The organism is Streptomyces sp. PTL18, from assembly GCF_059510295.1.
The window spans coordinates 84,756-106,313 of record NZ_JCAJZO010000014.1 but is presented as its reverse complement, the minus strand read 5'-3'; the positions used below and the strand labels follow the sequence as shown (position 1 = coordinate 106,313).

The 21,558-nt window shown below is 69.7% G+C and carries 29 protein-coding genes; 10 read left to right on the top strand and 19 right to left on the bottom strand.

The features are described 5' to 3' along the window. Window positions 1–68: 68 nt before the first annotated feature. The 3 genes from AC5WS8_RS24845 (at window position 69) to AC5WS8_RS24835 (ending at window position 3,515) form a co-directional block, all read left to right on the top strand. Entirely contained in the window at window positions 69–2,198 is a 2,130-nt protein-coding gene (locus AC5WS8_RS24845; protein ID WP_496105671.1) for an FtsK/SpoIIIE domain-containing protein, read from the top strand. A 378-nt stretch (window positions 2,199–2,576) separates the two neighbouring features. Then, window positions 2,577–3,038 (top strand): Panacea domain-containing protein, encoded by a 462-nt coding sequence (locus tag AC5WS8_RS24840; protein WP_496105670.1) that lies wholly within the window; start codon window positions 2,577–2,579, stop codon window positions 3,036–3,038. 18 nt (window positions 3,039–3,056) lie between these two features. Continuing rightward, window positions 3,057–3,515: a hypothetical protein gene (locus AC5WS8_RS24835; protein ID WP_496105669.1), complete on the top strand. Its 459-nt coding sequence runs from the start codon at window positions 3,057–3,059 to the stop codon at window positions 3,513–3,515. Window positions 3,516–3,579: 64 nt separating this feature from the next. On the opposite strand, the gene AC5WS8_RS24830 is transcribed toward AC5WS8_RS24835, so the two are convergent. Beyond that, window positions 3,580–3,810: a helix-turn-helix domain-containing protein gene (locus AC5WS8_RS24830; RefSeq protein WP_496105668.1), complete on the bottom strand. Its 231-nt coding sequence runs from the start codon at window positions 3,808–3,810 to the stop codon at window positions 3,580–3,582. A 236-nt stretch (window positions 3,811–4,046) separates the two neighbouring features. On the opposite strand from AC5WS8_RS24830, the gene AC5WS8_RS24825 reads away from it, so the two are divergent. From AC5WS8_RS24825 to AC5WS8_RS24795, 7 genes are all read left to right on the top strand, one after another. Then, window positions 4,047–4,778, top strand: coding sequence for a DUF6879 family protein (locus AC5WS8_RS24825; protein WP_496105667.1), 732 nt, complete (start codon window positions 4,047–4,049; stop codon window positions 4,776–4,778). 10 nt (window positions 4,779–4,788) lie between these two features. After that, a complete protein-coding gene (locus AC5WS8_RS24820; RefSeq protein WP_496105666.1) occupies window positions 4,789–5,628 on the top strand; it encodes a helix-turn-helix domain-containing protein in 840 nt (279 codons plus the stop codon). An 87-nt stretch (window positions 5,629–5,715) separates the two neighbouring features. Continuing rightward, entirely contained in the window at window positions 5,716–6,177 is a 462-nt protein-coding gene (locus AC5WS8_RS24815) for a hypothetical protein (protein WP_496105665.1), read from the top strand. Beyond that, entirely contained in the window at window positions 6,174–6,581 is a 408-nt protein-coding gene (locus AC5WS8_RS24810) for a hypothetical protein (RefSeq protein ID WP_496105664.1), read from the top strand. The genes AC5WS8_RS24815 and AC5WS8_RS24810 overlap by 4 nt, the downstream gene beginning before the upstream one ends. A 186-nt stretch (window positions 6,582–6,767) precedes the next feature. Beyond that, window positions 6,768–7,001 (top strand): putative ATP-grasp-modified RiPP, encoded by a 234-nt coding sequence (gene tgmA / locus AC5WS8_RS24805; protein WP_496105663.1) that lies wholly within the window; start codon window positions 6,768–6,770, stop codon window positions 6,999–7,001. After that, the gene (gene tgmB, locus AC5WS8_RS24800; RefSeq protein WP_496105662.1) at window positions 6,998–7,975 is read left to right on the top strand and encodes an ATP-grasp ribosomal peptide maturase; all 978 of its coding nucleotides are present in this window, start codon (window positions 6,998–7,000) and stop codon (window positions 7,973–7,975) included. Before tgmA ends, tgmB begins: the two co-directional genes overlap by 4 nt. After that, window positions 7,972–9,075 (top strand): methyltransferase domain-containing protein, encoded by a 1,104-nt coding sequence (locus AC5WS8_RS24795; RefSeq protein WP_496105661.1) that lies wholly within the window; start codon window positions 7,972–7,974, stop codon window positions 9,073–9,075. Before tgmB ends, AC5WS8_RS24795 begins: the two co-directional genes overlap by 4 nt. 204 nt (window positions 9,076–9,279) lie before the next feature. On the opposite strand, the gene AC5WS8_RS24790 is transcribed toward AC5WS8_RS24795, so the two are convergent. The 18 genes from AC5WS8_RS24790 to AC5WS8_RS24705 all read right to left on the bottom strand — a co-directional run bounded on the left by AC5WS8_RS24790 (window position 9,280) and on the right by AC5WS8_RS24705 (window position 21,426). Continuing rightward, on the bottom strand, window positions 9,280–9,804 hold the full coding sequence (locus tag AC5WS8_RS24790) for a hypothetical protein (protein WP_496105660.1): 525 nt from the start codon (window positions 9,802–9,804) through the stop codon (window positions 9,280–9,282). A gap of 72 nt (window positions 9,805–9,876) precedes the next feature. Next, the gene (locus AC5WS8_RS24785) at window positions 9,877–10,371 is read right to left on the bottom strand and encodes a hypothetical protein (protein WP_496105659.1); all 495 of its coding nucleotides are present in this window, start codon (window positions 10,369–10,371) and stop codon (window positions 9,877–9,879) included. Between the two features lie 117 nt (window positions 10,372–10,488). Beyond that, complete coding sequence (locus AC5WS8_RS24780; RefSeq protein ID WP_496105658.1) at window positions 10,489–10,947, bottom strand: hypothetical protein; 459 nt, start codon at window positions 10,945–10,947, stop codon at window positions 10,489–10,491. 140 nt (window positions 10,948–11,087) lie between these two features. Beyond that, complete coding sequence (locus AC5WS8_RS24775) at window positions 11,088–14,498, bottom strand: hypothetical protein (RefSeq protein ID WP_496105657.1); 3,411 nt, start codon at window positions 14,496–14,498, stop codon at window positions 11,088–11,090. Window positions 14,499–14,502: 4 nt separating this feature from the next. Next, on the bottom strand, window positions 14,503–14,946 hold the full coding sequence (locus tag AC5WS8_RS24770; protein WP_496105656.1) for a hypothetical protein: 444 nt from the start codon (window positions 14,944–14,946) through the stop codon (window positions 14,503–14,505). Window positions 14,947–15,154: 208 nt separating this feature from the next. Beyond that, window positions 15,155–15,733: a hypothetical protein gene (locus tag AC5WS8_RS24765; protein ID WP_496105655.1), complete on the bottom strand. Its 579-nt coding sequence runs from the start codon at window positions 15,731–15,733 to the stop codon at window positions 15,155–15,157. Continuing rightward, window positions 15,675–16,172, bottom strand: a complete 498-nt coding sequence (locus AC5WS8_RS24760) for a helix-turn-helix domain-containing protein (protein ID WP_496105654.1) — start codon at window positions 16,170–16,172, stop codon at window positions 15,675–15,677. Before AC5WS8_RS24760 ends, AC5WS8_RS24765 begins: the two co-directional genes overlap by 59 nt. A 50-nt stretch (window positions 16,173–16,222) precedes the next feature. Further along, the gene (locus AC5WS8_RS24755) at window positions 16,223–16,474 is read right to left on the bottom strand and encodes a hypothetical protein (protein WP_496105653.1); all 252 of its coding nucleotides are present in this window, start codon (window positions 16,472–16,474) and stop codon (window positions 16,223–16,225) included. Further along, window positions 16,474–17,196 (bottom strand): hypothetical protein, encoded by a 723-nt coding sequence (locus AC5WS8_RS24750; protein WP_496105652.1) that lies wholly within the window; start codon window positions 17,194–17,196, stop codon window positions 16,474–16,476. Before AC5WS8_RS24750 ends, AC5WS8_RS24755 begins: the two co-directional genes overlap by 1 nt. Further along, on the bottom strand, window positions 17,193–17,381 hold the full coding sequence (locus AC5WS8_RS24745; RefSeq protein ID WP_496105651.1) for a hypothetical protein: 189 nt from the start codon (window positions 17,379–17,381) through the stop codon (window positions 17,193–17,195). Before AC5WS8_RS24745 ends, AC5WS8_RS24750 begins: the two co-directional genes overlap by 4 nt. Further along, window positions 17,371–17,532, bottom strand: coding sequence for a hypothetical protein (locus AC5WS8_RS24740; RefSeq protein WP_496105650.1), 162 nt, complete (start codon window positions 17,530–17,532; stop codon window positions 17,371–17,373). Before AC5WS8_RS24740 ends, AC5WS8_RS24745 begins: the two co-directional genes overlap by 11 nt. A gap of 40 nt (window positions 17,533–17,572) precedes the next feature. Then, window positions 17,573–17,947: a hypothetical protein gene (locus AC5WS8_RS24735; protein ID WP_496105649.1), complete on the bottom strand. Its 375-nt coding sequence runs from the start codon at window positions 17,945–17,947 to the stop codon at window positions 17,573–17,575. Then, entirely contained in the window at window positions 17,944–18,276 is a 333-nt protein-coding gene (locus AC5WS8_RS24730; RefSeq protein WP_496105648.1) for a hypothetical protein, read from the bottom strand. Before AC5WS8_RS24730 ends, AC5WS8_RS24735 begins: the two co-directional genes overlap by 4 nt. A gap of 236 nt (window positions 18,277–18,512) precedes the next feature. Further along, the gene (locus tag AC5WS8_RS24725; protein ID WP_496105647.1) at window positions 18,513–20,036 is read right to left on the bottom strand and encodes a hypothetical protein; all 1,524 of its coding nucleotides are present in this window, start codon (window positions 20,034–20,036) and stop codon (window positions 18,513–18,515) included. Further along, window positions 20,033–20,434, bottom strand: coding sequence for a tetratricopeptide repeat protein (locus tag AC5WS8_RS24720; RefSeq protein WP_496105646.1), 402 nt, complete (start codon window positions 20,432–20,434; stop codon window positions 20,033–20,035). Before AC5WS8_RS24720 ends, AC5WS8_RS24725 begins: the two co-directional genes overlap by 4 nt. Continuing rightward, on the bottom strand, window positions 20,431–20,721 hold the full coding sequence (locus AC5WS8_RS24715; protein WP_496105645.1) for a hypothetical protein: 291 nt from the start codon (window positions 20,719–20,721) through the stop codon (window positions 20,431–20,433). Before AC5WS8_RS24715 ends, AC5WS8_RS24720 begins: the two co-directional genes overlap by 4 nt. A gap of 75 nt (window positions 20,722–20,796) precedes the next feature. Continuing rightward, a complete protein-coding gene (locus tag AC5WS8_RS24710; protein ID WP_496105644.1) occupies window positions 20,797–21,093 on the bottom strand; it encodes a hypothetical protein in 297 nt (98 codons plus the stop codon). A gap of 138 nt (window positions 21,094–21,231) precedes the next feature. After that, window positions 21,232–21,426 (bottom strand): helix-turn-helix domain-containing protein, encoded by a 195-nt coding sequence (locus AC5WS8_RS24705; RefSeq protein WP_496105643.1) that lies wholly within the window; start codon window positions 21,424–21,426, stop codon window positions 21,232–21,234. Between the last annotated feature and the right edge of the window lie 132 nt (window positions 21,427–21,558).

Sequence of the window (21,558 nt, the reverse complement as noted above, 5' to 3'; positions counted from 1 at the left end):
CGTCACGCCGGCAAGCAGGTCGGCCGCCCCGGGTTCCCGTCCCTCAGCAGAGACAAGGAACCACCAGCATGACGGACACCGCCCCTGAGCTGGTCAGCGGGCACGTCAACCCGCACGTACCCCTGATCAAGTTCGAGGCCGAAACGTCGCCCGACGGGCCGACCGAGACCATCATCGACGTCATCGAGAACGCCGAGCCGCGCCCCGTCGACCCGCCCGAGCAGGGCGTTTCCGTGGGTACGTGGCTGGCGGAGAAGCAGGCGTATCTCGCCGAGGCGCCGCCCGTCATCCCCACGTTCCTGCGCAACGCCGCCGAGTTCGTCGACGCCGCCCGCTGGACCGTGTCCTACTACGCGCACGTCGCGGCCTTCCACACGGTGCGCCTGCCCGTCTACCTGGCCCGCCTGCTGGGCCGCTCGCCGCGCGGCGCCAGCCGCCTGATCGTGCGCTGGGGCAAGTGGGTTGCCGACACCGAGGCCCGCCCCGTCGAGGCCAAGGCAGCAGCGTCGGCGGACATCGAGGCGTGGCTGGCCCTGTCCCGCGAGCACTCCCGCCGCGTCAGGCCGCGCCGCATCGCCTCTCTGGCCGTCGCTACGACCACCGGCATCACTACCCTGATCAGCGCCTTCCTGGCACCCGGGTGGACCCTGGCCGCCGCCATTGCTGCGGCGGCCCTGGTTGGGTTGAACGGCAAGAAGGGCGACAAGCCCCTCATCACCCGCTACGTGGCCACCAACGTGATGCGCCGCCTCGACTCCACCGAGGTCTTTGACGCGCTCGCCGCGATCGGCATCGAGGGCAAGAAGGGGCGCCGCGGCGTCGAGTTCGCCTCCGAGGTCATGCGCGACGGCCCCGGCTGGCGCGCCGAGGTCGACCTCCCGCCCGGCGTCGAGGCCACTGCGGTGCTGGAGAAGCGCGCCGCGCTCGCCGCCGCCATGCGCCGGCCCATCAGCACGGTGTGGCCCGAGGCCGACCGGTCCGCCCACCCTGGCCGTCTGGTGCTGTGGGTGGCGCAGCGGGACCCGGCGAAGGCCGGCCGGAAGCTGTGGCCGCTGATGAAGGACGGCCAGGCCGACGTGTACGAGCCGCTGCCCTTCGGGTTCGACCCGCGCGGCAACCTCGTCGAGATCACCCTGATGTACTCGAACCTGCTGGTCGGCGGCATCCCCGGCTCCGGCAAGACGTCCTGCGCGCTCGCCATCGTCCTCGGCGTCGCCCTCGACCCCACCGCCGAACTGTGGATCTACGAGCTGAAAGGGTCCGGAGACCTCGACTCGGTCAAGCCCGTCTGTCACCGGTACGTGTCCGGCGACGAAGACGAGGACCTCGAGGCCGCCCTCGCCGGCATGCGCTCGGGGATCGCCGAGTACCAGCGTCGGGCCGCGTTCATCCGCTCCCTGCCCGCCTCCGAGGTGCCGGAGGGACGCAAGGTCACCCGGGAGCTCGCCGAGAAGTACCCGGAGCAGAATCTCGGCCCGCGGGTCATCGTCATCGATGAGGTGCAGGAGCTGTTCACGCACCCCGACTACAAGGACGAGGCCGCCGCCCTGGCGACCCGCCTGATCAAGAAGGCGCGCGCTTACGGCATCATCCTGATCCTGCTCACCCAGAACCCCGACGCCCCCAGCCTGCCCACCTCCGTGTCCAGCTCGGTCGGCACCCGCCTGTGCCTGGCCGTCATGGACTGGCGGGCGAACAACAACGTCCTCGGCACCAGCGCCTACGAGCGCGGACTGCGGGCCACGGACATCAGCATCGACGAGCAGGGAACCGGCATCCTCGCCCGCGGCCGTGAGGGCATCACCGTCCGGGCGGCGTTCATCAAGCAGACCGAGGCGGAGGACATCGCCAAGCGGGCCCTGGCGCTGCGCACGGCGGCCGGCACCCTGTCCGGGCAGTCGGTCGGCGCCCAGGTCGAGGATCTGGACGTCGAGACGATCGTCGACCATGTCCGCGACATCTGGCCGGACGGCGTCGAAAACGTGCACTCGCACCGGCTCGTCGAGGCCCTGGCCGCCTACCGGCCGGACTTGTACAAGCCGTGGCTGGAGATGGACGCCGCCGGAGCGTCCACGGCCCTCAGCGCCGCGCTGAAGCCGTTCAAGGTGTCCACCCGGCAGCTGACGATCCGGGAGTGCTGCGGGGGAGCCAAGGGCCTCCGGTGGGCCGATCTTCCGGCCGCCGAGGACGGTGAGTAGAGGCCCTGCAGCCGGTTTCGGGAAGCGGTTGAGGTTTCACCCCGACCCGAAACCGGTTTCGCCCCTGACATCGGGCCTGAGCTGGGAAGTTTCGGGTTTCGGGCCCTCGTGCGCGAGGCATGCAACCCGCTGCGGGAGGGGAGTCGCCATGGCTGGTGATCCGAAATCGCCCCCTCTCTGAAACCGCCGACCATTCGTCCGCCTAAAGGTTCGAATACTTGCCTGTTGTCCACACCTTCACCCGCCCACTTACGGGTGTCACAGGCGGTCGATACGCTGGGGCTGTCTGGGGGACTGTCTCGCTCGCTACGCCACCCACCCGCTCGCGTGAGGCGCGACTGGGCTACCGTGGATGAGACGAGACGAAAGGGGGCAACCATGGGAACGGTCCACGACGTGGCGGCATACATCCTGGCGAGGGCTGCCCCGATGTCGGCCATGAAGCTGCAAAAGCTCTGCTACTTCGCCTACGGCTACCACCTGGCGTGGGAGGACGAGCAGATGTTCGAGGAGCGTTTTGAGGCGTGGGCCAACGGCCCGGTAGCGCCGGCGCTCTACTTTCACCACCGCGGGAGGTTCACCCTTAACAAGGGCGACATCCCCGGTGACCCCGACGCGCTGACCAGCGGCCAGCGAGAGTCGGTAGACATCGTTCTTAAGAGCCTCAACCAGTACACCGCCCACCAGCTCTCCGAGATGAGCCATCAGGCCGACGGCCCTTGGGACTTGGCCCGTCGGCGGACCGGGGCTCGCGAGCTGGAGCGGTCCAACGAGGAGCTCAGCGACGACGACCTCTTTGAGTACTTCTCTCGGCTGGTCTCCACGGGCGCCGACGACTGACAGGGAGACCGGGGCGGGGTGGGAAGACCTAAGAAGCGTCTGGCGGCTCCGAGCAAGCCGACCCAGGGCAAGCCGATAGTGCTGCCCGCGCGGGGAAAACTCCCCGGCGCGGGCAGTTCGCATGAACGGGTCTGCTGGAGGTTCAAGCACGCCGACATGCAAGGCCGTTGGGGCTTGCAGAACCTCACGATGGATAAGTGGAACGCCATCGTCGATCGTCTCGTGGGGTTCGAGACGATGACCGTTCAGGAGCTCCGCGAGTCAAGCGTCTACACCGAGTACGACCTTCCGAGCGAGCTCCTGCCTGAGGCCCTGCGGCGACTGGAAGAGCTACAGCTAGGCGACATGACGAAGATCGGCCGCTTCAGGGTGTGGAAGAAGCCCCGCCTGTACGGCTTCATGGAGGGCAACGTCTTCCATGTGCTCTGGTGGGACCCCGAGCACGAGATCTACCCATGGGAACCGCGCAATACCTGAGCCGTCGTCGGGCTTGCGTCAATGCGGTGTCCCCTCGATACGTGCGAGTCGTGGTGGTCCACGCTCAAGGGGCCTCCAGTAGCCGCAGGAGCGAGGCGGTGATCACGCGGCGGACGCCCCCGACGGGAAGCGTTCTGACCGGCGACTCGCCGCGCTTGATCAGCGCGTGCAGGTGGCTCTTGGAGATGCCCATCGCGGCGGCGGCCTTCGGCACGGTGACCGTGGCCGGCCAGGTGCGGATCTCGTCGAGGGTCGGGGCTTCGGCGGGCACCCGGCTGTCGGACATGGTGTGCATCTCGGATCCCGTCCATCTCGGCCTTTTGGGAATCTTCCCCACCAAGTGACCGGTTTGATCAGAGTTGATGTCACTCGATCGCGGGTGTACGGACCTGCGGCGTTCAGCACAGCGCGTCGGTGGCCTTCACGATCAGAACGCGACCGTCCGCCGCAGCCCCGCCACGGCGCCCTGTTGCCGCCCAGACGCCCCGGGCTACGGTGCCCGGCAGCCAACCCACCGAAGGGATACACGCCATGACCAGGCGCCTGTGGAAAGTCGGCACCAACAGCGGCAACAACGGTTGCCCCACCCTCTACACCACCCCGGGCGGTGACTACGTCGTTCAAGGCGACCGCATCACCGATCCCGACGAACTCGCCCAGCTCGACAACCTCGCCGATACGGAGAGCGCGGTCGTCGTCCCCCGCGAGCTGCTCGCGAACTTCGGCCCCCGCGAGGCTGTCCACGTGCCCCAGATGATCGGCTTCGAAGAGTTCGACGGCATGTTCACCACGCTGAAGCACTCGGCGTGGAGGCTGGAGACCCGCCGCCGCTACGCCTGGGACGTGCAGCAGGACACCTACCGGCAGTTCCTCGCGACCGGATCCGTCGACTGGGACCTCGACGACCCGTGGTGTCGCGAGCGACGGGAGCAGACCGCCCTCGGCAAACGGTTCGAGCGCGTGCGGATCCTCGATGAGCCCCCGACCCCAGGACAGCGGTACCTACTCGACAACGCCCGCCGGAACACGGCCGCCGGCGAGACCATCCGCGTCCTGCCCCGCAGCCTGGCCGACGAGCTGCAGCTGCCACGCGACGACTTCTGGATCTTCGACGCCCGCGTGGTCGCCCTGCTGCAGTTCAACGACGCCGACGAGATGACGGGAGTGGAGCTGATCACCAACCCCGTGGAGGTGCTGCGCTACGCGCAGGCCCGCGAGGCTGCGTGGCACCACGCCGTGCCGTACGACCACGACCGCGGGTAACTTCCCTGCTGTGGCAACGGACTTCCAGCAGGCCCGCGAGGCGCTCGGCCGCCGGCTCCGCGAGCTGCGCGGCCAGCGCACGCAACGCGATCTGGCAGGCCTGCTGGGCTGGCCGCAGGCCAAGGTGTCCAAGCTGGAGACCGGCCGGCAGACCGCCACCCCGGAAGACCTCACAGCGTGGGCTACTGCCACCGGCCACCCGACGGCCGCCGAGGAACTCACCGCCCGCCTGCAGGGGCTGGAGACCCACACCCGGTCGTGGCGCCGCCAACTGAGCGCCGGGCACCGGCCCGTGCAGGACGTCCTCACCGTCGAGTACGAACGCTCCACCCACCTGCGGGCGTGGGAAGGCGCGATGGTCGTCGGCATCCTGCAGACCGCGGACTACGCCCGGCACATCTTCACCCGCTACGCCGAACTCCAGCAGTCGCCCCGTGACGTCGAGGACGCCGTCCGCGCCCGCATCGCCCGCCAGCAGCTGCTGTACGAGCCCGGCCGGGTCTTCCACGTCCTGCTGTGGGAAGCGGCCCTGTACGCCGCTGTGGCGCCCCGCGACGTCCTCGCCGGGCAGATGGACCGGCTGACGTCCGTCATCGGCCTGGACACCGTGCAACTGGGCATCGTGCCCTTCGGTGCGCAGCTCGCCATCCCGCCGGCCAACGCGTTCTGGCTGTACGACGACCGCCTCGCCATCGTCGAGGACTGGCACGCCGAACTCTGGCTGGACGACCCCGACACCGTCACCCTGTACCGCCGCGTGTGGGACACACTCGCCGCGGCGGCCGTGTACGGCGCGCAGGCACGCAGGCTGCTGGCCCGGGCCCGCGCCCAGGCCGCCGACCTCGCGTGAGCATCACCGCGAATCGCTCCGGACACTAGGCGAATATTCGCGAATCAGCCCGGCCGCTGATTCTCGCCCATCCCTACCGTCCTGGTCATGGCCACAAAGCCCGCCCTCACCCTTCGGCAGGCGGGCCAGGACTGGCTCCTGACCTGCACGCCGCGCCCCACCGACGTACGACGCGCGTGGGACGCCGAGGAACTTGCCCCCTTCACCACCGGCGCGCACTGGCTGGCCGCCGAGGTGCCGCTCCTGCGGTCCGTCGAAATCATGGGTCGGATCAAGGCCCGGCAGCTCGGCCCCGTCCTGGCGGACGTCTCCACCGAGCGGGCGTGGTGGCTGCTGCCGACCGACGTTGGCGACCTCCTCAACGACATACGCCTCGTCACCGTGCACCCACCCGGCTGGGTCCTGAAAGTCCCGCCCGTCCTGTACCCGCCGAACGAACGGGTGTGGCTGGAACGGCCGGACGGCTCAGGCCGGCTCACCGATCCCGTACTCCTCGGCGCCGCGCTCGGCCCGGGCGGGTACCGACGCCCCGCGGAGACATCCACATGACGACGACCGCCCAGACCAGCCCCGCAGCCTCCGACGAGGACGACGTCCCGCCGCTCGGCGAGCTGCTCCTGAAGTCGGCCCGGAACCCCCGCGAGCGGGCCGCCGTGCAGGCCCTCGTCGACGAGGAACAACTCCTCGGCCGCCCCAACGTGCGATCGGCCTTGGTGACCAAAGAGAACGGCACGATGACGTGCCAGTGGGCGCACTTCGCAGGCCGCCTGTACACCCTGCCTCTCACCGACGGGGAACGGGCGTTCCTCACCCTCGTCGCGGGCATGGTCGGCGGCCGGCAGACGTCGCTCACTTGGGTCGAGGAACTCGACGAACGGCGGTTGGCGATTGTCCTGCGATCGCTGGCCCGGCTGGCGGGCTGCGACACGATCGCCGTGGGCACACGGCTCTGAAACCCCCGGTGCGCCTGCTGCGCGACAGGCACACCGGGAAGGGCGGCCGCGACGGCGAGCAACACAGCGACCGCCCTGCACTCCCGCCCGCCCCCGTACCCCGTGCAAGTGGGGGCGGGCGGCCCCTGCGGACCTCTACGCCCGACCGCAGGTCCGAGCACCATCACCCCAAGGAGAAGACGAAGCATGCCCATGCCCACCGCAGCAGCGATCCCGTTCGGCGCCCGCGCCGAGCGCACCCCGTACACCGTGACCCTCGAGGCAGGATCGTTCGCCTATGACCCGGCACGGCAGGTCAACGTCATGACGGACGGCTCCGGCGCCCTTTGGAGCCGCTCCGCCACCCTGGCCGGGAGCTGCACCAACACGAACTGGGACAGCAAGAACGACGACACCTCCGACCCGTACCTGATGCGGTGACACAGCGCCTGTCCGGCGGCCCGGTGCTGGTCGTCACGAAGGAACTGGACCCCGCGGCGGACCTAGTGGTGGACGAGCTGACGATCCGGCGCGTGCCGGTGATGCGGTTCGACATGGGGGACTTCCCCCAGGCCATGTCCCTGTCCGTCGAACACGCCGCAGCACCCTGGGCGGGGGTCCTGGCCGACGAACATCGATCCGTGCGGCTGGAGGAGGTGGGGGCCGTCTACTACAGGCGGCCCCGCCTTCCAGCCGTCTCCGAGGAGCTGCAGGAGCCCCACCGCGCGTGGGCCAAGGAGCAGGCGCTCGCCGGCCTGTTGGGCATGCTGTACGCGCTGCCGGTGACGTGGGTGAACCGGCCGGACGTGGACGGCATCGCCTCCCACAAGCCGGGCCAGCTCCCCGTGGCCGCGGCGCACGGGCTTCGCACGCCCCGCTCTCTGATCACCACGGACCCGGCGGCCGCGCGGAGTTTCTGCCAGGACGTGGGCGGCCGGGTGATCTGCAAGCCGCTCATGGGTGGCCCGCTGGAGTACCCGGACGGCCGCCGCACCGGAGTGCCCACCCACGTGGTCGACCCCGACACCATCGACGACTCCGTGACCCTGACAGCCCACCTGTTCCAGGAATGGATCCCCAAGTCCCACGAGGTGCGCCTCACAGCCGTCGGCACGGACCTGTTCGCTGCCGAGATCCACGCCGGCAGCGACGCGGCCCGGGTCGACTGGCGCAGCGACTACGACGCGCTCACCTACGACGTGTGCAAAGTCCCGGACCAGGTGCGTGCGGGCGTGCTCGGCTGGATGGAGCACTTCCGGCTGAACTTCGGCGCGTTCGACTTCGCCGTCACCCCGGCCGGCGACTGGGTGATGTTCGAGTGCAACCCGTCCGGAGAGTGGTCCTGGATCCAGAACAAGACGGGCCTGCCGATCGCCGCGCACATCGCTGACATACTCGCCAAGGAACGACCATGACGACGCAGACCGAACAGCGCGCCGAGCATCTGCGCGCGGCCCTGGCCGACGACCTCCGGGCCAGCGGGCAGCTGTACGACCCGACGTGGCGCAAGGTGTTCGAGACCGTGCCGCGGCACCCGTTCGTGCCGGAGTTCTGGACCCTGGCCGACGGCGCGCCCCGGCACGTGCTGTTCGCCGATCCGGACTGGCTTGACCTGGTGTACGCGGACGACGCGCTGGCGACGCAGATGACCGACGGCGTGGCCACCTCGTCGTCCACGGCACCCGGCCTGATGCTGGCCATGCTGCAGGCCCTCGACGTCTCGGACGGGCACCGGGTGCTCGAGGTGGCCACTGGCACCGGCTACAACGCGGCGCTCCTGTCTGAGCGGCTCGGCAGCCACCAGGTCGTCACGGTGGAGGTGGACCCGGTACTGGCGCAGCTGGCGAGGAGCAGGCTGCGGCGCTGCGGATACACCCCGCTCGTCGTCGCCGGGGACGGCCGCGACGGGTACCCGGCCCGGGCACCGTACGACCGGCTGATCGCCACCTGCGGCTTCACCACGATCCCGGCCCCGTGGCTGGAACAAGTCAGGCCGGGCGGTGTGATCGTGTGCCCGCTGGGCTGGGGCGTGGTGCGCCTGGTCTTCAGCTACGACGGGCGCGCCGAGGGCCGGTTCCTGCCGGAGCGCTCGTACTTCATGAGCGTGCGCGACGCCGGCACCACTGGTACTGCGCCGCATCCCGGCCGGTCGGACGCGGCGAGCGAACGGCCGACGAACCTTGACCTGGTGGTGTTCGACGAGGACGACGCGTTTCGCTTCGTCGTGTCCCTGGCCGCGCCAGGTACGGCGTTCGCCCTCGAGCGCGACGACGAGGGACGGGTGGCGGCTGTGGAGCTGTGGGGCGGTGACGGGGCCTGGGCGCGGGCCGAGGGCGGGATTGTGCGGCAGGCCGGGCCGCGGGCGCTGTGGGACGCGGTGGAGGCCGCGCACGAGCTCTGGGCAGCGCACGGGCGGCCGGGCCGGGAACGCTTCGGCGTCACCCTGACCGCCGCCGGGCAACGCGTCTGGCTGGACTCCCCAAGCCGTCCGCTGCCCACCGCTGCCGTTGAGTAGCCGCAAGCTCCCCTTGCCGTGGACCGGAAACCGCGGTGAGGGGACCACCCGCCCCGTCTGGAGGACCGGAAACCTCTGGCGGGGCGGGCTTCGTTCTGCGCCCATGACCAGCCCGGGCGCCTAGACTTGTCTCTGACCCTCATGGCGTCTCCTGGGCGCCGCGCGCACGGCCCGCTGCACCACCCGGCAGCGGGCCGTCGGCGTCTATGCGCCCATCTGCGGAGGCCACCCAGGCACGGGGACCTGCTCGCTGACCCAGTTCAGCAGCCGCCACCCGGGCCCATCGTCGTACTGCATCAAAAGCGGCACCACGGCGTATATCTCACCGGGTTGGAGGACACCGCTGGCTGGAACGGGCAGCAGACGTACAAGCATCACGTCCGGGGCGACGACGTCCGGGTTCACCTTGATACCCCACGTCTCCCGGTCGACTGGCAGCGTGGCGTGCTGGAGCTGCGTGCGAGCGAACGGCTCCCACAACTCGTGGTCAACGTCATCCGCGGCGAACGCCTCGACGACCTCGTCAGGGTCGTACCCATCGGCGCGCGCCCGATCGCGTAGCGGCATCAGCCACATCTGCGTCCAGCAACGGCGGAGCGTCGGATGCGTGGCCCGCCACGCGGCCCGCATGTCGTGGTCGACCCAGAAGGGGCCAGCGAACGCCCACGCTGCCTGCATGACCGGCGCCTGCGCCGCGTAAAGCTCGGTTTCTTCGCCAGAGAACTCCATCTGACGATTCTCCGCCCCGCCACCGACAGCGCCAGAAGCGGGACGTGCTCGTACGGGAGTGCCGACCGCGGGTCACTCGGAGGGCTTCGGTCCCATCCGGCGGGCCAGCCGCGCGGCCTTCTCCGGGGTCACCAGCTGCACTTTGCGGCTGAAGATGCCCTTCACGACGAAGAAGCCCGAGAACCGGCCGAGCGGGCCGATCTCCCGGCACTCGTACAAGCCGTTTCCAGGAAGCGGCCACCCGTAGCCCTGCCCGCTCGTGTGGCTGCGGTTGAGGAATGTACGGGCGTACACGTACTTCTCGTTGGTGCCGCGGATCTTGGCGACCCAGCCGCCCGGGGCATCGCAGATGAGCCGCTGAGGCGTGATGGACACCCCGGGGAACACGGCAGCGGGATCCGCGGTCGCGATGTCAACGGGGACGTCCAGGGCGGCCGTGGAGGCGGCCTTCTGCTCCGGCGTGGCGTGCAGCTCGCAGACCCCCGGATGCGGGCCGATGCCGTACCAGGCCATCTGCGGCTTCCGGCAACGGGTCCCTTTGGTCGTGGTCGCCGTGCAGTTGCTCACGCTGCCCCCCAGCGGTCATGTCGGAGCCGGAGCCCATCGAAGGCCCCGGCAAGTCCCGACCACCCTCTGGCGGGACGATGGCAGCGTAATCCGCTGCGCTCGTGCTGCGCCTCGGTCTCAGCAGGCGGGGCCGACGGACACCTGCACCTTCTTCAGGCGTGGGGCCCGGTCGGCGTCGACGTTGTACCCCGGATTGTCGGACGCCCACGCCACTTGGGTGCAGGTCCCGGGCACGGTCGGTGACGTGCGCTGAATCAGTTTGAACGTGGACTCGCAGTCCGCTCCGCCGCTACCGCCCAGCTCCTGCGCCGTGTCGGGCACACCGGGCACCCTCATCCACACGATGACGTCCCCGGCAGACGGACATTCCTTCGGCGACGTCGACGGCTTCGGTTTGGCCGTAGTGCGCACCTTGTGGGTGGGCGCGGCGGCGGAGTGGCTGCTCGTCGTGGTGCTTTTGGCGGTTTTCCTGAGCGGGATGCTGCCGTCGATGGCAGTTGGCGCTGCACCCGGTGTGCCGCTGCTGCAGGCGGCGGCAAACAAGACGGCGGGAACGAGCAGGACGATACGGCGCACGAGGCCCCCCTCGGTGGTGCGGATGATGCGTGCAGCCAGAATGGCAGCTGTTTACGGAGCGCGCGCTGTTGTTGCTAGAGCGTGAAGAAGCCGGGGCCCGTCCCAGGGCCCCGGTCAGTCCCGAGCGGACGCGACGCCTCTTAGTAGGCGAAATTAACGGCGTCGAACTTCGCCGAACCGTCGTAGGTGGTCGGGTCCGTGACCCCGGACGGCAGGGGCTCGCACACGATGTCGCCCGAGCTGTGGCTCTTGGTCGTCGCGGCCTGCAGCGTGACGGCGACCGTTGACCAGCCCGCGCTGGTGGTGGCGACGCTGAGGACGGTGACGGTCTCCTGGTTGGCGGTGCCGAGCCCGAGCACGAGCTGCTGGCCTTGCCCGATCTGGGCGGCGGCCGGGTTGGTGTTGTCGGCTCCCGCGTTGATGGTGATCGTCGTGGAACCGACTGGCGGACTGACGGCCAGGGTGGTGTGGAAGGCCGCGAAAAGGGCGTAGGGGGTGAGGTCTGCGGGCGAGCATTGCAGCGTCACGAAAGCTTCGCCCTGGTTGTCCCAGTCCCACTGGATTGCTTCGACGAAGCAGTCGACTTGGATCGCGGGTGCTGGGCTTGGGGGGCGTCGCATGACGCGGACGCGGGTGCCCAGCTCGAGGTTGAGCAAGGTGGGCCACAGGGCCGGGTTGGCGCTCGGGTGCACCTTCAGCGACTGGACGCGGGTGAGGGCGTTCTTGTACCTGCTGAGGAGGTAGCTGGCGGCGTCCTGGCATTCCAGAGCGGACGACGAGTTGACGGTGCGGGTCAGTGACCTGGGGAAGTAGTTGGTCTGGCTGGTGCTGTCCTGGGCGATGAACGTCTGGTTCGTGCTGGCTTGGGTGATGGTGACCAGGTTGGACAGGTGGGTGGGGTCGTAGTCCAGTTGGCAGTCCTCATAGGGGATCTCGCCAGCTGCCGTGTTCTCCCCGAAAGTCAGCGACGGTGTGAGCGCGTTGTAGCGGGTGGACCGGCTGCGGAACGTCAGGGTGCCGTCGCGGGCGACGAAGTGCTCCCCGTTTTCGGTGTCCACGACGCTCTGCAACGCCGACAGGGCGTCCTGCCCGTTGAAGGAGGCCGGCCCCATGGACGTCGTGAGGCCTGTCTGGACGCTCGACAGCCCGATGTAGCCCGCATAGCGCAGAATGCGCGCATAGCGGGCGTCCGTCGACTCTCCCGAGCAGGACGACTTCCACGCCGTGTACAGGTTCGAGACCGCGGTGGTGCTGAGGTAGACGGGGAACTCCGCCGCGAAAGAGAGGTCCCCCTTATAGTTCGTCGCCGTTCCGTTTCCGACCGTCACATCGACGAACCCACCAAGGTTATCGGCGATCACTCCTGTGGGCTGGAAGGTGGACCCCAGGGTGGTGTATGGGTACATCACGCCGTCGAGGCTCACGAACGCGTCGCTTGTCGTCGGGTTGTGCCCAAAGATCGCAAGATGCCAGTTAGAGTCCGCTACGTTCGTTGTGCCAGCTGGCATTGTGGCCAGCGTGCCCGTGCTCGGGCCTGCCAGCCCGAACAGCAAATGGCCTGATGAATCGATGTACAGATAGACCCTAGAGCCCTGTTGCGCGTCCATGGCAGACCAAAGGAACGCGTCGCTCGTGGGCGTTGGCCCCGTGTAGCGGAAAGCAACCATACGCGCCCATGCGTCCGTCGCCGGCCCCTTGACTCCGGCGCTCGACAGGGAGATGAACGTCGCCGGACTCGCCAGTGCTTGGCCCGGGTTGGCGTTGCTGATCGTGACGACGGTGTCCGAGCTGCCGGCGTAGGCGCCGCCACTGCTCGCCGACGTGATCTGGGTGCCGGCGGTGAGGGAGCCCGCACCATACTTGCTGTTGGCCACTGGTGCGGCCGGGTTGTTGCCGGTGCTGTCCGTGAACATGGTCGACCCGGACGGGTCGCCCAGCGTGTACAGGAACCGCGGGCTGTGGGAGTTGATCTCCTCCGTCAACGGGTCCGCAAGTTGCACCTGGCTCAGCAGGGATAGAGCATCGACAGCAGTCGGCTGGACTGTGCCATAGGTCCCGTTCATGGCCCACTGGGGCGGCCACCGCTCCACGAACCCGCCGTACATCGGATAGGTGACGCCCGGGCACGTCCACGTCGTCGACGTCGACCCCTTCTCCAACTGCCAGCCGTCCACCTGCAACGAGGCAGTCGCCGCCGCGGTCGAAGCCAGCGCCACCCCACAGTCGAGGCCTGCCGCGTTGGACGGGGCAGTCCCGGTAACGGTGATCGTCGTCCATCCGGCCGTCGTCGATCCGGTGAGGGTTGCGGTCGTGCCGTAGGTGAAAGACGTCGGAGCGCCGGAACCGATGGTGTACCAGCCGAGGAACGCCTGCACACTGAGGCTCGTGGACGCGGTCACATCCCGGACCTGCAGCGTCACCGTGTACGTCTGGCCGGGGATCACCGACCAGCGGGGCGTGTGGCAGACGCGGGAGGCGGCCGCAGACCCGGACGGCACGGTGAACTGCATGACCGTCGAGCCCTGCCACGCCGACGACGACGCCACAAAAGAGCCGCCGGTCGAGTCCGTCACGCTGAAAATGTCCGCACCCGCAGAGCCCTGCGGGATCGTGCCCAGGCCGTACCCGCCGAGGTCCCCACCCGTGGCCATGACCTGGTCCAACAAGTTCCGGGTCGGCGGCCACTGCGCCCGCACCCTGTAGGGCTGGTACGGCTGGACGTGCCCGTACCACGGGCCCGACGTGTTGTTCGGGTCGAGCGCACCGTCCGTGTTGACGAGCTCGGCGCGCAGCTCACCGGAGCGGACCTGGTCCAGCTCGTACTGCCGGCCGCGCTGGATGCTGGTCTGCCCGCGGGTGCGGGAGGTGACCTCGACGTACCGGTCCAGGGGCAGGTCGCCGCCGTTGCAGTTCCAGTACGGCGCCCACGCGACCTCGAGGCCCGGCCAGTTCAGATTCGTCTGACCCGGCGCCACGGTGGTGATGTTGACGTGGGCGATCGTCGCGGCCAGCCCGGATGGCTCCGTGTCCCCCACACCGGTCTGGAACCACGCCTGCACCGCGACGGCCGACCACGTGTAGGCGATGGTGGCCTGCGTGATCCAGTTGTAGCCGTCCGGCGACGTCGCGATCAGAAAGCTGCCGGACGCCTCCGAGATGCGCCACCAGCGGTGCTGGTGCGGATCATAGGTGGGCAGCGTCGCGGCGAGCGACCATGTTCCGGCGGTCTGCAAGTAGACCTGGAAGGTGCTGCCGGTCAGCTGCATCTGAAGCTGGTTGCTGGAGTCCTTCTGCAGCTTCATGTAGGTAGTGATGCCGCCGTTGCCGTTCGGCGGTGGCGTCACCTGCGCGTACAGGTAGGAGCCCGTCGCGTCGTACGGGCCGACCGCCCCCAGGTTCGTGTACGTCCCACTCGTGGTGCCTACAGCGAGGAGAACCTGATCGTTGACGGTGTCGAGGGTGACGGTGCCGCTGACACTGTTCCAGACGACCGTGTTCAGGGCGGTCGCCGCGAACGCGTCGACGAGCGTGGACAACTTGGGGTTCGCCATCCCGCTACCGCCTCACGTCCGTGTCGTACCGGCCGGCCGTCAACTCCCCGATCGTCAGCGGCCGATACGGCGCGGCCTGCCGCCCCTCCCAGTACGCCCGGCTGTGCGCCCGCCACTCCTCCAACGTCATCTCATGCAGCGGCCGATCAGGCACCGCCACCACGGTCGGAGGAGGGGCCGACGCCGGGGGCTCAGGCTGCACCGACTCCGTCAGCCGGTCCACAGCCCGCCCAAACTCGGGCCCGGCCAGCACCTCACGGACGGCCTTGTCAACAGCAGCCTTGATACGGGACTCCTGCGCGCGCCGGGCCCGCGCGGCGCGGGCCGCCTTCACGCGGGCCACCTGGGTGGGCCGGTCAACACCGCGGCCGGCCTCCTCCCACTCGGCGGCGATCCGCCGCAGACGCGGCATCGGGTCCGGCCACGTCGACTCTGATGCGTTGCTCATGATCGGCTCCTCGGCCGCTCGAACAGACAGGGGAAGGTGAGGGCGTGAGGGTGAGGGCGTTGAGGGCCGCGCGACGTGGTGGCGCAGGACGGATCACGGCGGGGGAGAAAGGAGGCACCCCGCTCCTCGCCCTTGGATCCCGACAGCGGTCCACCATGAAGGCCGCTGCGGGCGACTTTGACGCCCGTACGTCGCGCGGCCCCGGTGGCTACTCGGTGGCTTGCAGAACGGCCCGCAGCAGCGGCCGGTACTCGATGGCGGCCTCAACAGCGTTGGGCATCGCCACACCGAACGCTGACGGCTGCTGCCACTCCGCGTCGACGGCGATCTGATAGGCCTCCTGCCGGTGGTGGCCGGCCGTGGCCTCGGCGGCCAGCGCGGCCCGCAGCGACTCGCGCGCGGCCGCCAGCTGCTCCTTCGCCCGGGCCAGCAGTCGCTCGGACTCGGCGACCGCTTCCTTCTCCGAGGCCGTGACGGCGGCGTGCGCCTCACGGGCGCGCTCCTGCCGCTCCTCCTCGAATTGCGCGGCACGCTCCTGCCGGGCATGCTCCTGCAGGCCCTCCAGGGTCTGCAGGATCGCCTGTGCCTGGCTGTCGGCGAGCATCGCGCGCGGCCGCAGAGCGTCCGCCTGCTGCTTCAGCTTGGCAGCCCGGCCGTAGTCCTTCGCCTCGGCCGCCTGCTCCAGCTCGCCCATCAGACGAGCGAGTTCGGTCCCCAGCTCGTTGGCTTCACGCTGCGCCTGCTGCAGTTGGCCCGCGATGTCCGCCGCGGTGAGTGTGCTCGCCATGATGTTCGCCCCTTCGGTGCGCGTAGGCGCGCACCGACTCGGAGCTGAGAAGCCAGATGTTCCGGCTCGCCTTACGGCCCTCGATACCGCCTGCTGCTGCGAGCTGGCGGACCCGGGCCTCGGTCACTCCGAGGATCGTCGCGGCCTGTTCGGTCGTGATCTCTGAGGTCGACTGTGCGGGTGATTGCGCAGGCGCAAGAACCGTCACGCCCGGGGCGCTTACGTCTGCGGAAGTCGCATGTGCCTCCTGCTGCGCCCGGAACTGCACCGCCGCCTGCCGGGCCACGTCACGGACCGCCCACACCCCCCGCGACAACCCTGCCGGACGCCGCCCCGACGGCACCACCGTGCCAAGCCCGTACGCCTCCAACAGGTCCAGAGCCGCTGCCAGTTCCTCGACAAGTGCCCCCGGCACCACCATGCCGTCCCACAGCAGCACCGGGGCCGGACGGTCATCCCGCGCTTCACCACCCCGAAACGGGCCGCCCCTCACTGGCCATCCCCTTCCTGGACCTCGAGGCGCCCGGCGATCCGGCCAGCCGCCTGCAACGCCACCCCAGGCACCGACGGCGCCCCGAACGTCAGGAAGCACGACGCCAGCACCACCAGCGCCCGCAGCGCCTCCTCCGCCGGCGTCTCCCCCAACAACTCGGCCTGCGGGATCTGCAACCCAGCGTTCGCCGCCGTCACGAGCGCCACCGCCGCCTGAAGCCCTCGCCTCGTGATCTCCTCACTGGGCATCACGCACCCCCATCTACCGACGTCGGATCGAGCAACCCCAACAACCGCTCGACCAAAACCGGAACCCCAACGACCGGCGCACGAAGCAACCCCGCCAGCACAGGCAGCGCCACCGGCGAGGAGCCACGATCGCCCCTACCGGCCATCAGCACGTGCCGCGCAGCCTCCTCGGCCTGACGCAGCTCCTCGGGCGTCAGCGGGGCCGTACGCGCCTTCTCGGAGAGCTGGGCGAAGACGAGCGCCTGTTCGACGAGACGCTCCTTCGCTGCGAGCCGCTCGGCGACGCTCCCGCCGTGGTCCCGGCAGTACTTCTCCCCGGGGTCGGCTCCCCAGCCTGCGGGCCGGCGGCAGGGCTCGCCGTTCGTCCGCGGTCGCCCGCAGATGGGGCCTCGAGGCTCGGGCCGGGGTGGCGTGGCGGGTGTTGTGGCGCGGCGGATGACTGTGCTGCCGGGCTTCGGCGGCTTGGCGTTGTCGTAGGCGGGGGCCAAGGCGATGACGTGATGGCGGCGGTAGCAGCTCGGTCTGCAGCCGTCTCGGTCGAGGTTGCGCTTACGGGCGTGCGCCTGATCGGCGGACTCGTACAGGACCACGACACGGACGCCGCAGGAGGTCGCCGCGTACGGGCCGTCGCCCTCGATGGTGGCGTGCGGCCAGCAGCAGGCGGCGAGGCTCGGCCAGGACGTGTGCCGCTCCCCGCAGGGGTGGAACTTGTAGACCTTCATGAGGTGGCTCCTGCGGGGTCCCGTCGGCTGGTGACGGTGTATCTGGCGCCGTACGGGCCGCGGCGGGCGCCGGCGTCGAGGTGGCGGTGGACTCCGGCGCAGCGGGGACAGTCGACGAGGAGCTGCACGCGGCCGGCGGTGACGAGCGGTCTGCCGGTCACCTGGGTGGGGTGTTCAGGGGGCATCGGTTGTTCCTGGGGTGTGGGGCTGGGGGGTGGTGGTACGGCGTGCGCGGCGTCGTCGCCAGCGGTGTTCGGCGGTGAGCTGGGCGACGGCCAGGGCGAGCAGGACGGACCACAGGGCGATGGCGGTGAGCGTCAAGGCGTGCTGGGTCATGACGGTGGGTCTCCTCGGGGCAGGTCATGACGGTCGGGGGTCAGGCCGCCGCGGGGGCGGTACGGGGCCGCTCAGCGCGTACGAGCCAAAGCAGCTCGCAGGGCCCGTGTCCGCACCTGACGACGTCGTACGGGGTGCGGGCGATGGTCACGGATCCCACGCGCCTGGTGGGCCGCTGGGTGCGGCAGGCGGGGCAGTGGTCGGTGCGGTGTACGGGCAGGGGCGTGGGCATGGTGGAGTCCTCGCTGTTCTGGGTGGGGGTGTTGGCCTGGCGGTAGAGCCGCTGTGCGTGCCGGCGGGCAACACCGGCGGCCCGGGCCGCGGCGAGGTCCTCCCGCTGCTGGTGCTTTCGTTCCTCCTCGGCGCGGATCCGGGCGATTCGGTCGGCGATCTGCTGCTCGACGTGGCTGGTCATGGCGCCTCGGCGACGGCGGGCGGGTAGGTGAGGGCCACTTGGACGGTGACGCCGTCCAGGACGCCGATGCCGCGCAGATCGATGTACGGGTCCTCAGGGTCGGTGCTGCCGTCGACGGCCAGCTCGACGCCGAGCAGGAGCGCGATGTCTCCGGCGAGGGCCTCCCGCATGTCGCTGCGGCCCACGGTCCACGGGATCGCGACGAGTACGCCGTCCGGGGTGACGGTCAGCTGCGGGTGGACGCCGTACAGGTCGCGTACGGCGGCGAGGGCGTGGGTGAGGCGGGCGGCCTGGGTGAAGGCGGTGCGGGCGGTCTTCATGGTGGTCATGCGGGAGTCCTCCGGGGATGCGGCGATGGCCGAGCCGCCCTGCGACTCTCTGTGGTGTCGGAACTTCGACTGTCGGAAGGCGGGTTTCCGGCAGGGGTTCAGTCGGCGACCTGGGCTTTCGCGCGTTTCGCGATTCTCAACTCGATTGATTTGTCTATTAATGTCCGCTTTAAGGGCGAGGAGCTGTCGGAAAGTCGCTTCCGACGCTTCCGACGTTCCGACAACACGCGCCGTAATCACGACGCCTCCGGAGCGACCGCGCCAGCAGCCAGGAGACCGCCCTGTAGCGGCACCAGCCAGCCCTGTTCGGCGCCGTACTGGAGTGCCGCCGTCCACAGCGAGCCGTCTTCTCCAGACGCCCGGTACTTCTCGCGGTCCGTCTTCGCCACGCACGCCCTACTGACATCGCGTGCCGGGATCTCGCCGCCTTGACGGGTGAGGTAGCGGTGGGCGCGCTTGGCAACGTTCTCGACGGTCGGATGTACGCCGTTGACGACCTCGTACACCGCAGCCTGGGACTCCACGGCCGTCAGGACGGCCTCTGCCCGGCGCGCGTCCATCTCGGCTTGCGTGCGCCGCTTGGCGGCTTCCTGGACGCGGTCGCGGACGTTCCTCGAGGTCCGCCACATCACTCTGGCCGCTTCCCAATCCTCGCCCGTAACAGAGGTACGCCCGTGCAGGAGGGCGAGGAGCGCGGCGCACTTCAACCGCCACAGAGGCTCGTGCGTGTCGAGCGGCGTCTCGGCGCCCCGTCCGAACGAGATCTGCAGCGCGAGCTCGTCGAGTTCCTCGGTGACCTGCTCGGGCACCCGGATCGTGAGATTCCGGAGGTATGCCACCCACGTGGTGACGGGGGTCTCGCTTCCGTCCCGGCCGGTGACGGTGACGGGCCCGGTGACGGTCGGCCTGCGCTGTGGTGTGTCGGGACCGAGGGTGGCGTGCGCCCAAGCGAGGCGCTGAGGGAGACCGATCGATCCCATCTCCAGCAACTTCGCGGCCGGCTCCTCCTGCACGCCGAGCGACATGGACAGCGTGTAGGACCCTTTGGGCAGCACGCGACGCCGCTCGACCTCCGCATTGGAGGTGCCCTGCCGCTCACTCATCCACGCCTTGCACAGGACACCGTTGAGGGTGGCGGCTGCGGACATCTGCGCCATGGCGTCGAGCACGCTGCCCTCAGTGGCGAGGGCGTAGCCGCGGGTCCTCGTCTGCACGAGCACCTTCTTCTTCCCTTCGGCGTCCTCGGGATCGACGTCAAGGTCCAGATAGGCGGCGATGACGCCCTGCCCGGTAGAGATGTCGATGTAGGCAAGGTTGATGTTCGGGAACGGGGTGAGTTCCTCGGCGGTGTTCTCGGCCTGGCCCTTGCCGGCGCCGGACGGGCCGAACAGTCCGCAGTACCAGCCGAGGGTTGCAGGCTGATGGATGCCGCCATCGACGCGGACGGTGGGGTCTGCCATAGCCGCGATGCGCGCCAGGACGGCGTGGAGGACGGCGTCGGGAGAGGTGCGGCGGGCGTGAGCCATCCGCCGGATCTGGCTGAGAGTGGACGTGGCGTCCCAGAAGGCGATGGGCAGTCGGTCCTCCGGCGCGCCGTCTTCGCCCCCCATGTCCGAGTGCCAGTGGGCGATGCCTCTCTCCTTGACTGCGACCTCCCCACCTCGGCACTCGACGTGACCGCACGGCAGGTACTGGTGGTGCCGCTCGCAGCGCGGGCGTTCGCCGGTCAGTTGCTCCATCAGGTCGAAGGCCTCGCTCACGCCGCGGCCTCCGTCCGCTGGACGTCGACCTGCTCGCCGTCGACGAGCTGCCGGTACCAGCCAGGTCGGCCTGGGACTGCGATCGGCGGCCATCCGGCGGTGGCGCGTAGCTGGTGCGGCAGCTTCGGCCGGGCGAGCTCGTCGAGCTCGGCGAGCGTCCGCCGGCTGACCAGCGACTGGTGCGAGCGGGACGCGTCACGGAACCAGGCCAAAAGATCTTCCTCGTCTCCGAAGCGGCGCCACAGCTCGGCAGCGTGGATGAGCGCCGCCGTCTTACGGGCGTCGGTACTGGGGAGCCGCCGCCATGAATCGCTGCCGTACTTAGGTGGGTCGTCCTGGTCCTCGAGGAGCTCAGCGAGACGCGCGGACGCCCACAGGGTGGTGGGGTCGCTGGTCATGGCCGCTCCCCCGTGGACTCCATGTCGCGGACGATGCTGTCGGCGATCAGATGGACCTCGTTCGCGAGTCGGTGCGCGACCGTGCGGACCAGGCGGGGGGTGGGCTGCTCCGTCAAGATCTCCCGCAGCGCGGCGATAAGGACTGCGCGCCGTTCCCTGATGACCTCGTACCGGGCCACAAGCTGTGGGTCGTACACGCTGGTGTCGCCGTCCGTTGCAGCGGGGCGCGGGTGCTGGGCCCGAGCCGCACACGCAGCGGGCCCAGCAGGGATACGGGTGGTACTCACGTTCGTGGTGTCCTGTCGCGAGGGCGGGGCGCGTTGAGGGTTGCCGTAAGGCCGCGCCTCGCGAGGCGGGATTGGTCAGCTCTGCCGCTTCTCGGCGTGCACGTCGAGCACCGAGCGCAGGAAGAGGGCCGTCAGCGCCGGGTCGGCGGACAGCCGCAGCGCCTCCTTCATCGCGGCTGCGGCCACACCGAACGCCTCCGCCGACCCGAGTTCGTCGGGGCTGAGCACGGCGACGCCGTTCCTGCCGTGCTCACGGCCGGCCTCGGCGTGGTCTGCACGGTCGTGCGGGTCGACGGCTACGGCGTACGCGACGTGGCCGGTCGGGGTGAGGTCGATGGCGGGGACGGCGAGGGTGTTCGTACGATGGGACATGACGTCCTCTCCTTCTTTCTGAGATGACGAGCCCTCGGTCGCTGTAGGAGGTGGGCCGGGGGTTTCGTCTTGGTGGGGCGTTCAGGCCCCTGCGCGTCGTCGGTGCTCGCAACGCCGGCGCCTGCACAGGGGCCGCTCTCATGCGGCGCTCTCGCCGTTCTGCTCCGCGTCGAGGCGCCGGACGTACTCACGCAGGGCATCTGCCGGTACGCGTCGGGCGCGGCCGATCTTGACGCTCCGCAACTCGCCGCTCTTGATGAGTGCCTTGGCGGTCGTCAGGCCAACGCCGAGTTGCTCGGCGACCTCGGCGGTCGGGTACAGAATCCGGGACATACAAGTCTCCTGAGTAGGTGGCGGCAAGTACCTGTCACCGCTTGCTCACCATCACACTAGAGAGTCGCCGAAGGTCGCGCAAGTACGTGCGCCCACTTACTCGGGCGTGTGGGTCCACTTGCTCACCGCGTG

What these genes read in the sequence shown, in the direction of transcription:
- AC5WS8_RS24845 (WP_496105671.1), top strand. Translation starts at nt 69, where the DNA reads ATGACGGACACCGCCCCTGAGCTGGTCAGCGGGCACGTCAACCCGCAC.
- AC5WS8_RS24840 (WP_496105670.1), top strand. Translation starts at nt 2,577, where the DNA reads ATGGGAACGGTCCACGACGTGGCGGCATACATCCTGGCGAGGGCTGCC.
- AC5WS8_RS24830 (WP_496105668.1), bottom strand. Translation starts at nt 3,810, where the DNA reads ATGCACACCATGTCCGACAGCCGGGTGCCCGCCGAAGCCCCGACCCTC.
- AC5WS8_RS24825 (WP_496105667.1), top strand. Translation starts at nt 4,047, where the DNA reads ATGACCAGGCGCCTGTGGAAAGTCGGCACCAACAGCGGCAACAACGGT.
- AC5WS8_RS24815 (WP_496105665.1), top strand. Translation starts at nt 5,716, where the DNA reads ATGGCCACAAAGCCCGCCCTCACCCTTCGGCAGGCGGGCCAGGACTGG.
- AC5WS8_RS24810 (WP_496105664.1), top strand. Translation starts at nt 6,174, where the DNA reads ATGACGACGACCGCCCAGACCAGCCCCGCAGCCTCCGACGAGGACGAC.
- tgmA (WP_496105663.1), top strand. Translation starts at nt 6,768, where the DNA reads ATGCCCATGCCCACCGCAGCAGCGATCCCGTTCGGCGCCCGCGCCGAG.
- AC5WS8_RS24795 (WP_496105661.1), top strand. Translation starts at nt 7,972, where the DNA reads ATGACGACGCAGACCGAACAGCGCGCCGAGCATCTGCGCGCGGCCCTG.
- AC5WS8_RS24790 (WP_496105660.1), bottom strand. Translation starts at nt 9,804, where the DNA reads ATGGAGTTCTCTGGCGAAGAAACCGAGCTTTACGCGGCGCAGGCGCCG.
- AC5WS8_RS24775 (WP_496105657.1), bottom strand. Translation starts at nt 14,498, where the DNA reads ATGGCGAACCCCAAGTTGTCCACGCTCGTCGACGCGTTCGCGGCGACC.
- AC5WS8_RS24770 (WP_496105656.1), bottom strand. Translation starts at nt 14,946, where the DNA reads ATGAGCAACGCATCAGAGTCGACGTGGCCGGACCCGATGCCGCGTCTG.
- AC5WS8_RS24765 (WP_496105655.1), bottom strand. Translation starts at nt 15,733, where the DNA reads ATGGCGAGCACACTCACCGCGGCGGACATCGCGGGCCAACTGCAGCAG.
- AC5WS8_RS24755 (WP_496105653.1), bottom strand. Translation starts at nt 16,474, where the DNA reads ATGCCCAGTGAGGAGATCACGAGGCGAGGGCTTCAGGCGGCGGTGGCG.
- AC5WS8_RS24750 (WP_496105652.1), bottom strand. Translation starts at nt 17,196, where the DNA reads ATGAAGGTCTACAAGTTCCACCCCTGCGGGGAGCGGCACACGTCCTGG.
- AC5WS8_RS24745 (WP_496105651.1), bottom strand. Translation starts at nt 17,381, where the DNA reads ATGCCCCCTGAACACCCCACCCAGGTGACCGGCAGACCGCTCGTCACC.
- AC5WS8_RS24740 (WP_496105650.1), bottom strand. Translation starts at nt 17,532, where the DNA reads ATGACCCAGCACGCCTTGACGCTCACCGCCATCGCCCTGTGGTCCGTC.
- AC5WS8_RS24735 (WP_496105649.1), bottom strand. Translation starts at nt 17,947, where the DNA reads ATGACCAGCCACGTCGAGCAGCAGATCGCCGACCGAATCGCCCGGATC.
- AC5WS8_RS24730 (WP_496105648.1), bottom strand. Translation starts at nt 18,276, where the DNA reads ATGACCACCATGAAGACCGCCCGCACCGCCTTCACCCAGGCCGCCCGC.
- AC5WS8_RS24720 (WP_496105646.1), bottom strand. Translation starts at nt 20,434, where the DNA reads ATGACCAGCGACCCCACCACCCTGTGGGCGTCCGCGCGTCTCGCTGAG.
- AC5WS8_RS24710 (WP_496105644.1), bottom strand. Translation starts at nt 21,093, where the DNA reads ATGTCCCATCGTACGAACACCCTCGCCGTCCCCGCCATCGACCTCACC.
- AC5WS8_RS24705 (WP_496105643.1), bottom strand. Translation starts at nt 21,426, where the DNA reads ATGTCCCGGATTCTGTACCCGACCGCCGAGGTCGCCGAGCAACTCGGC.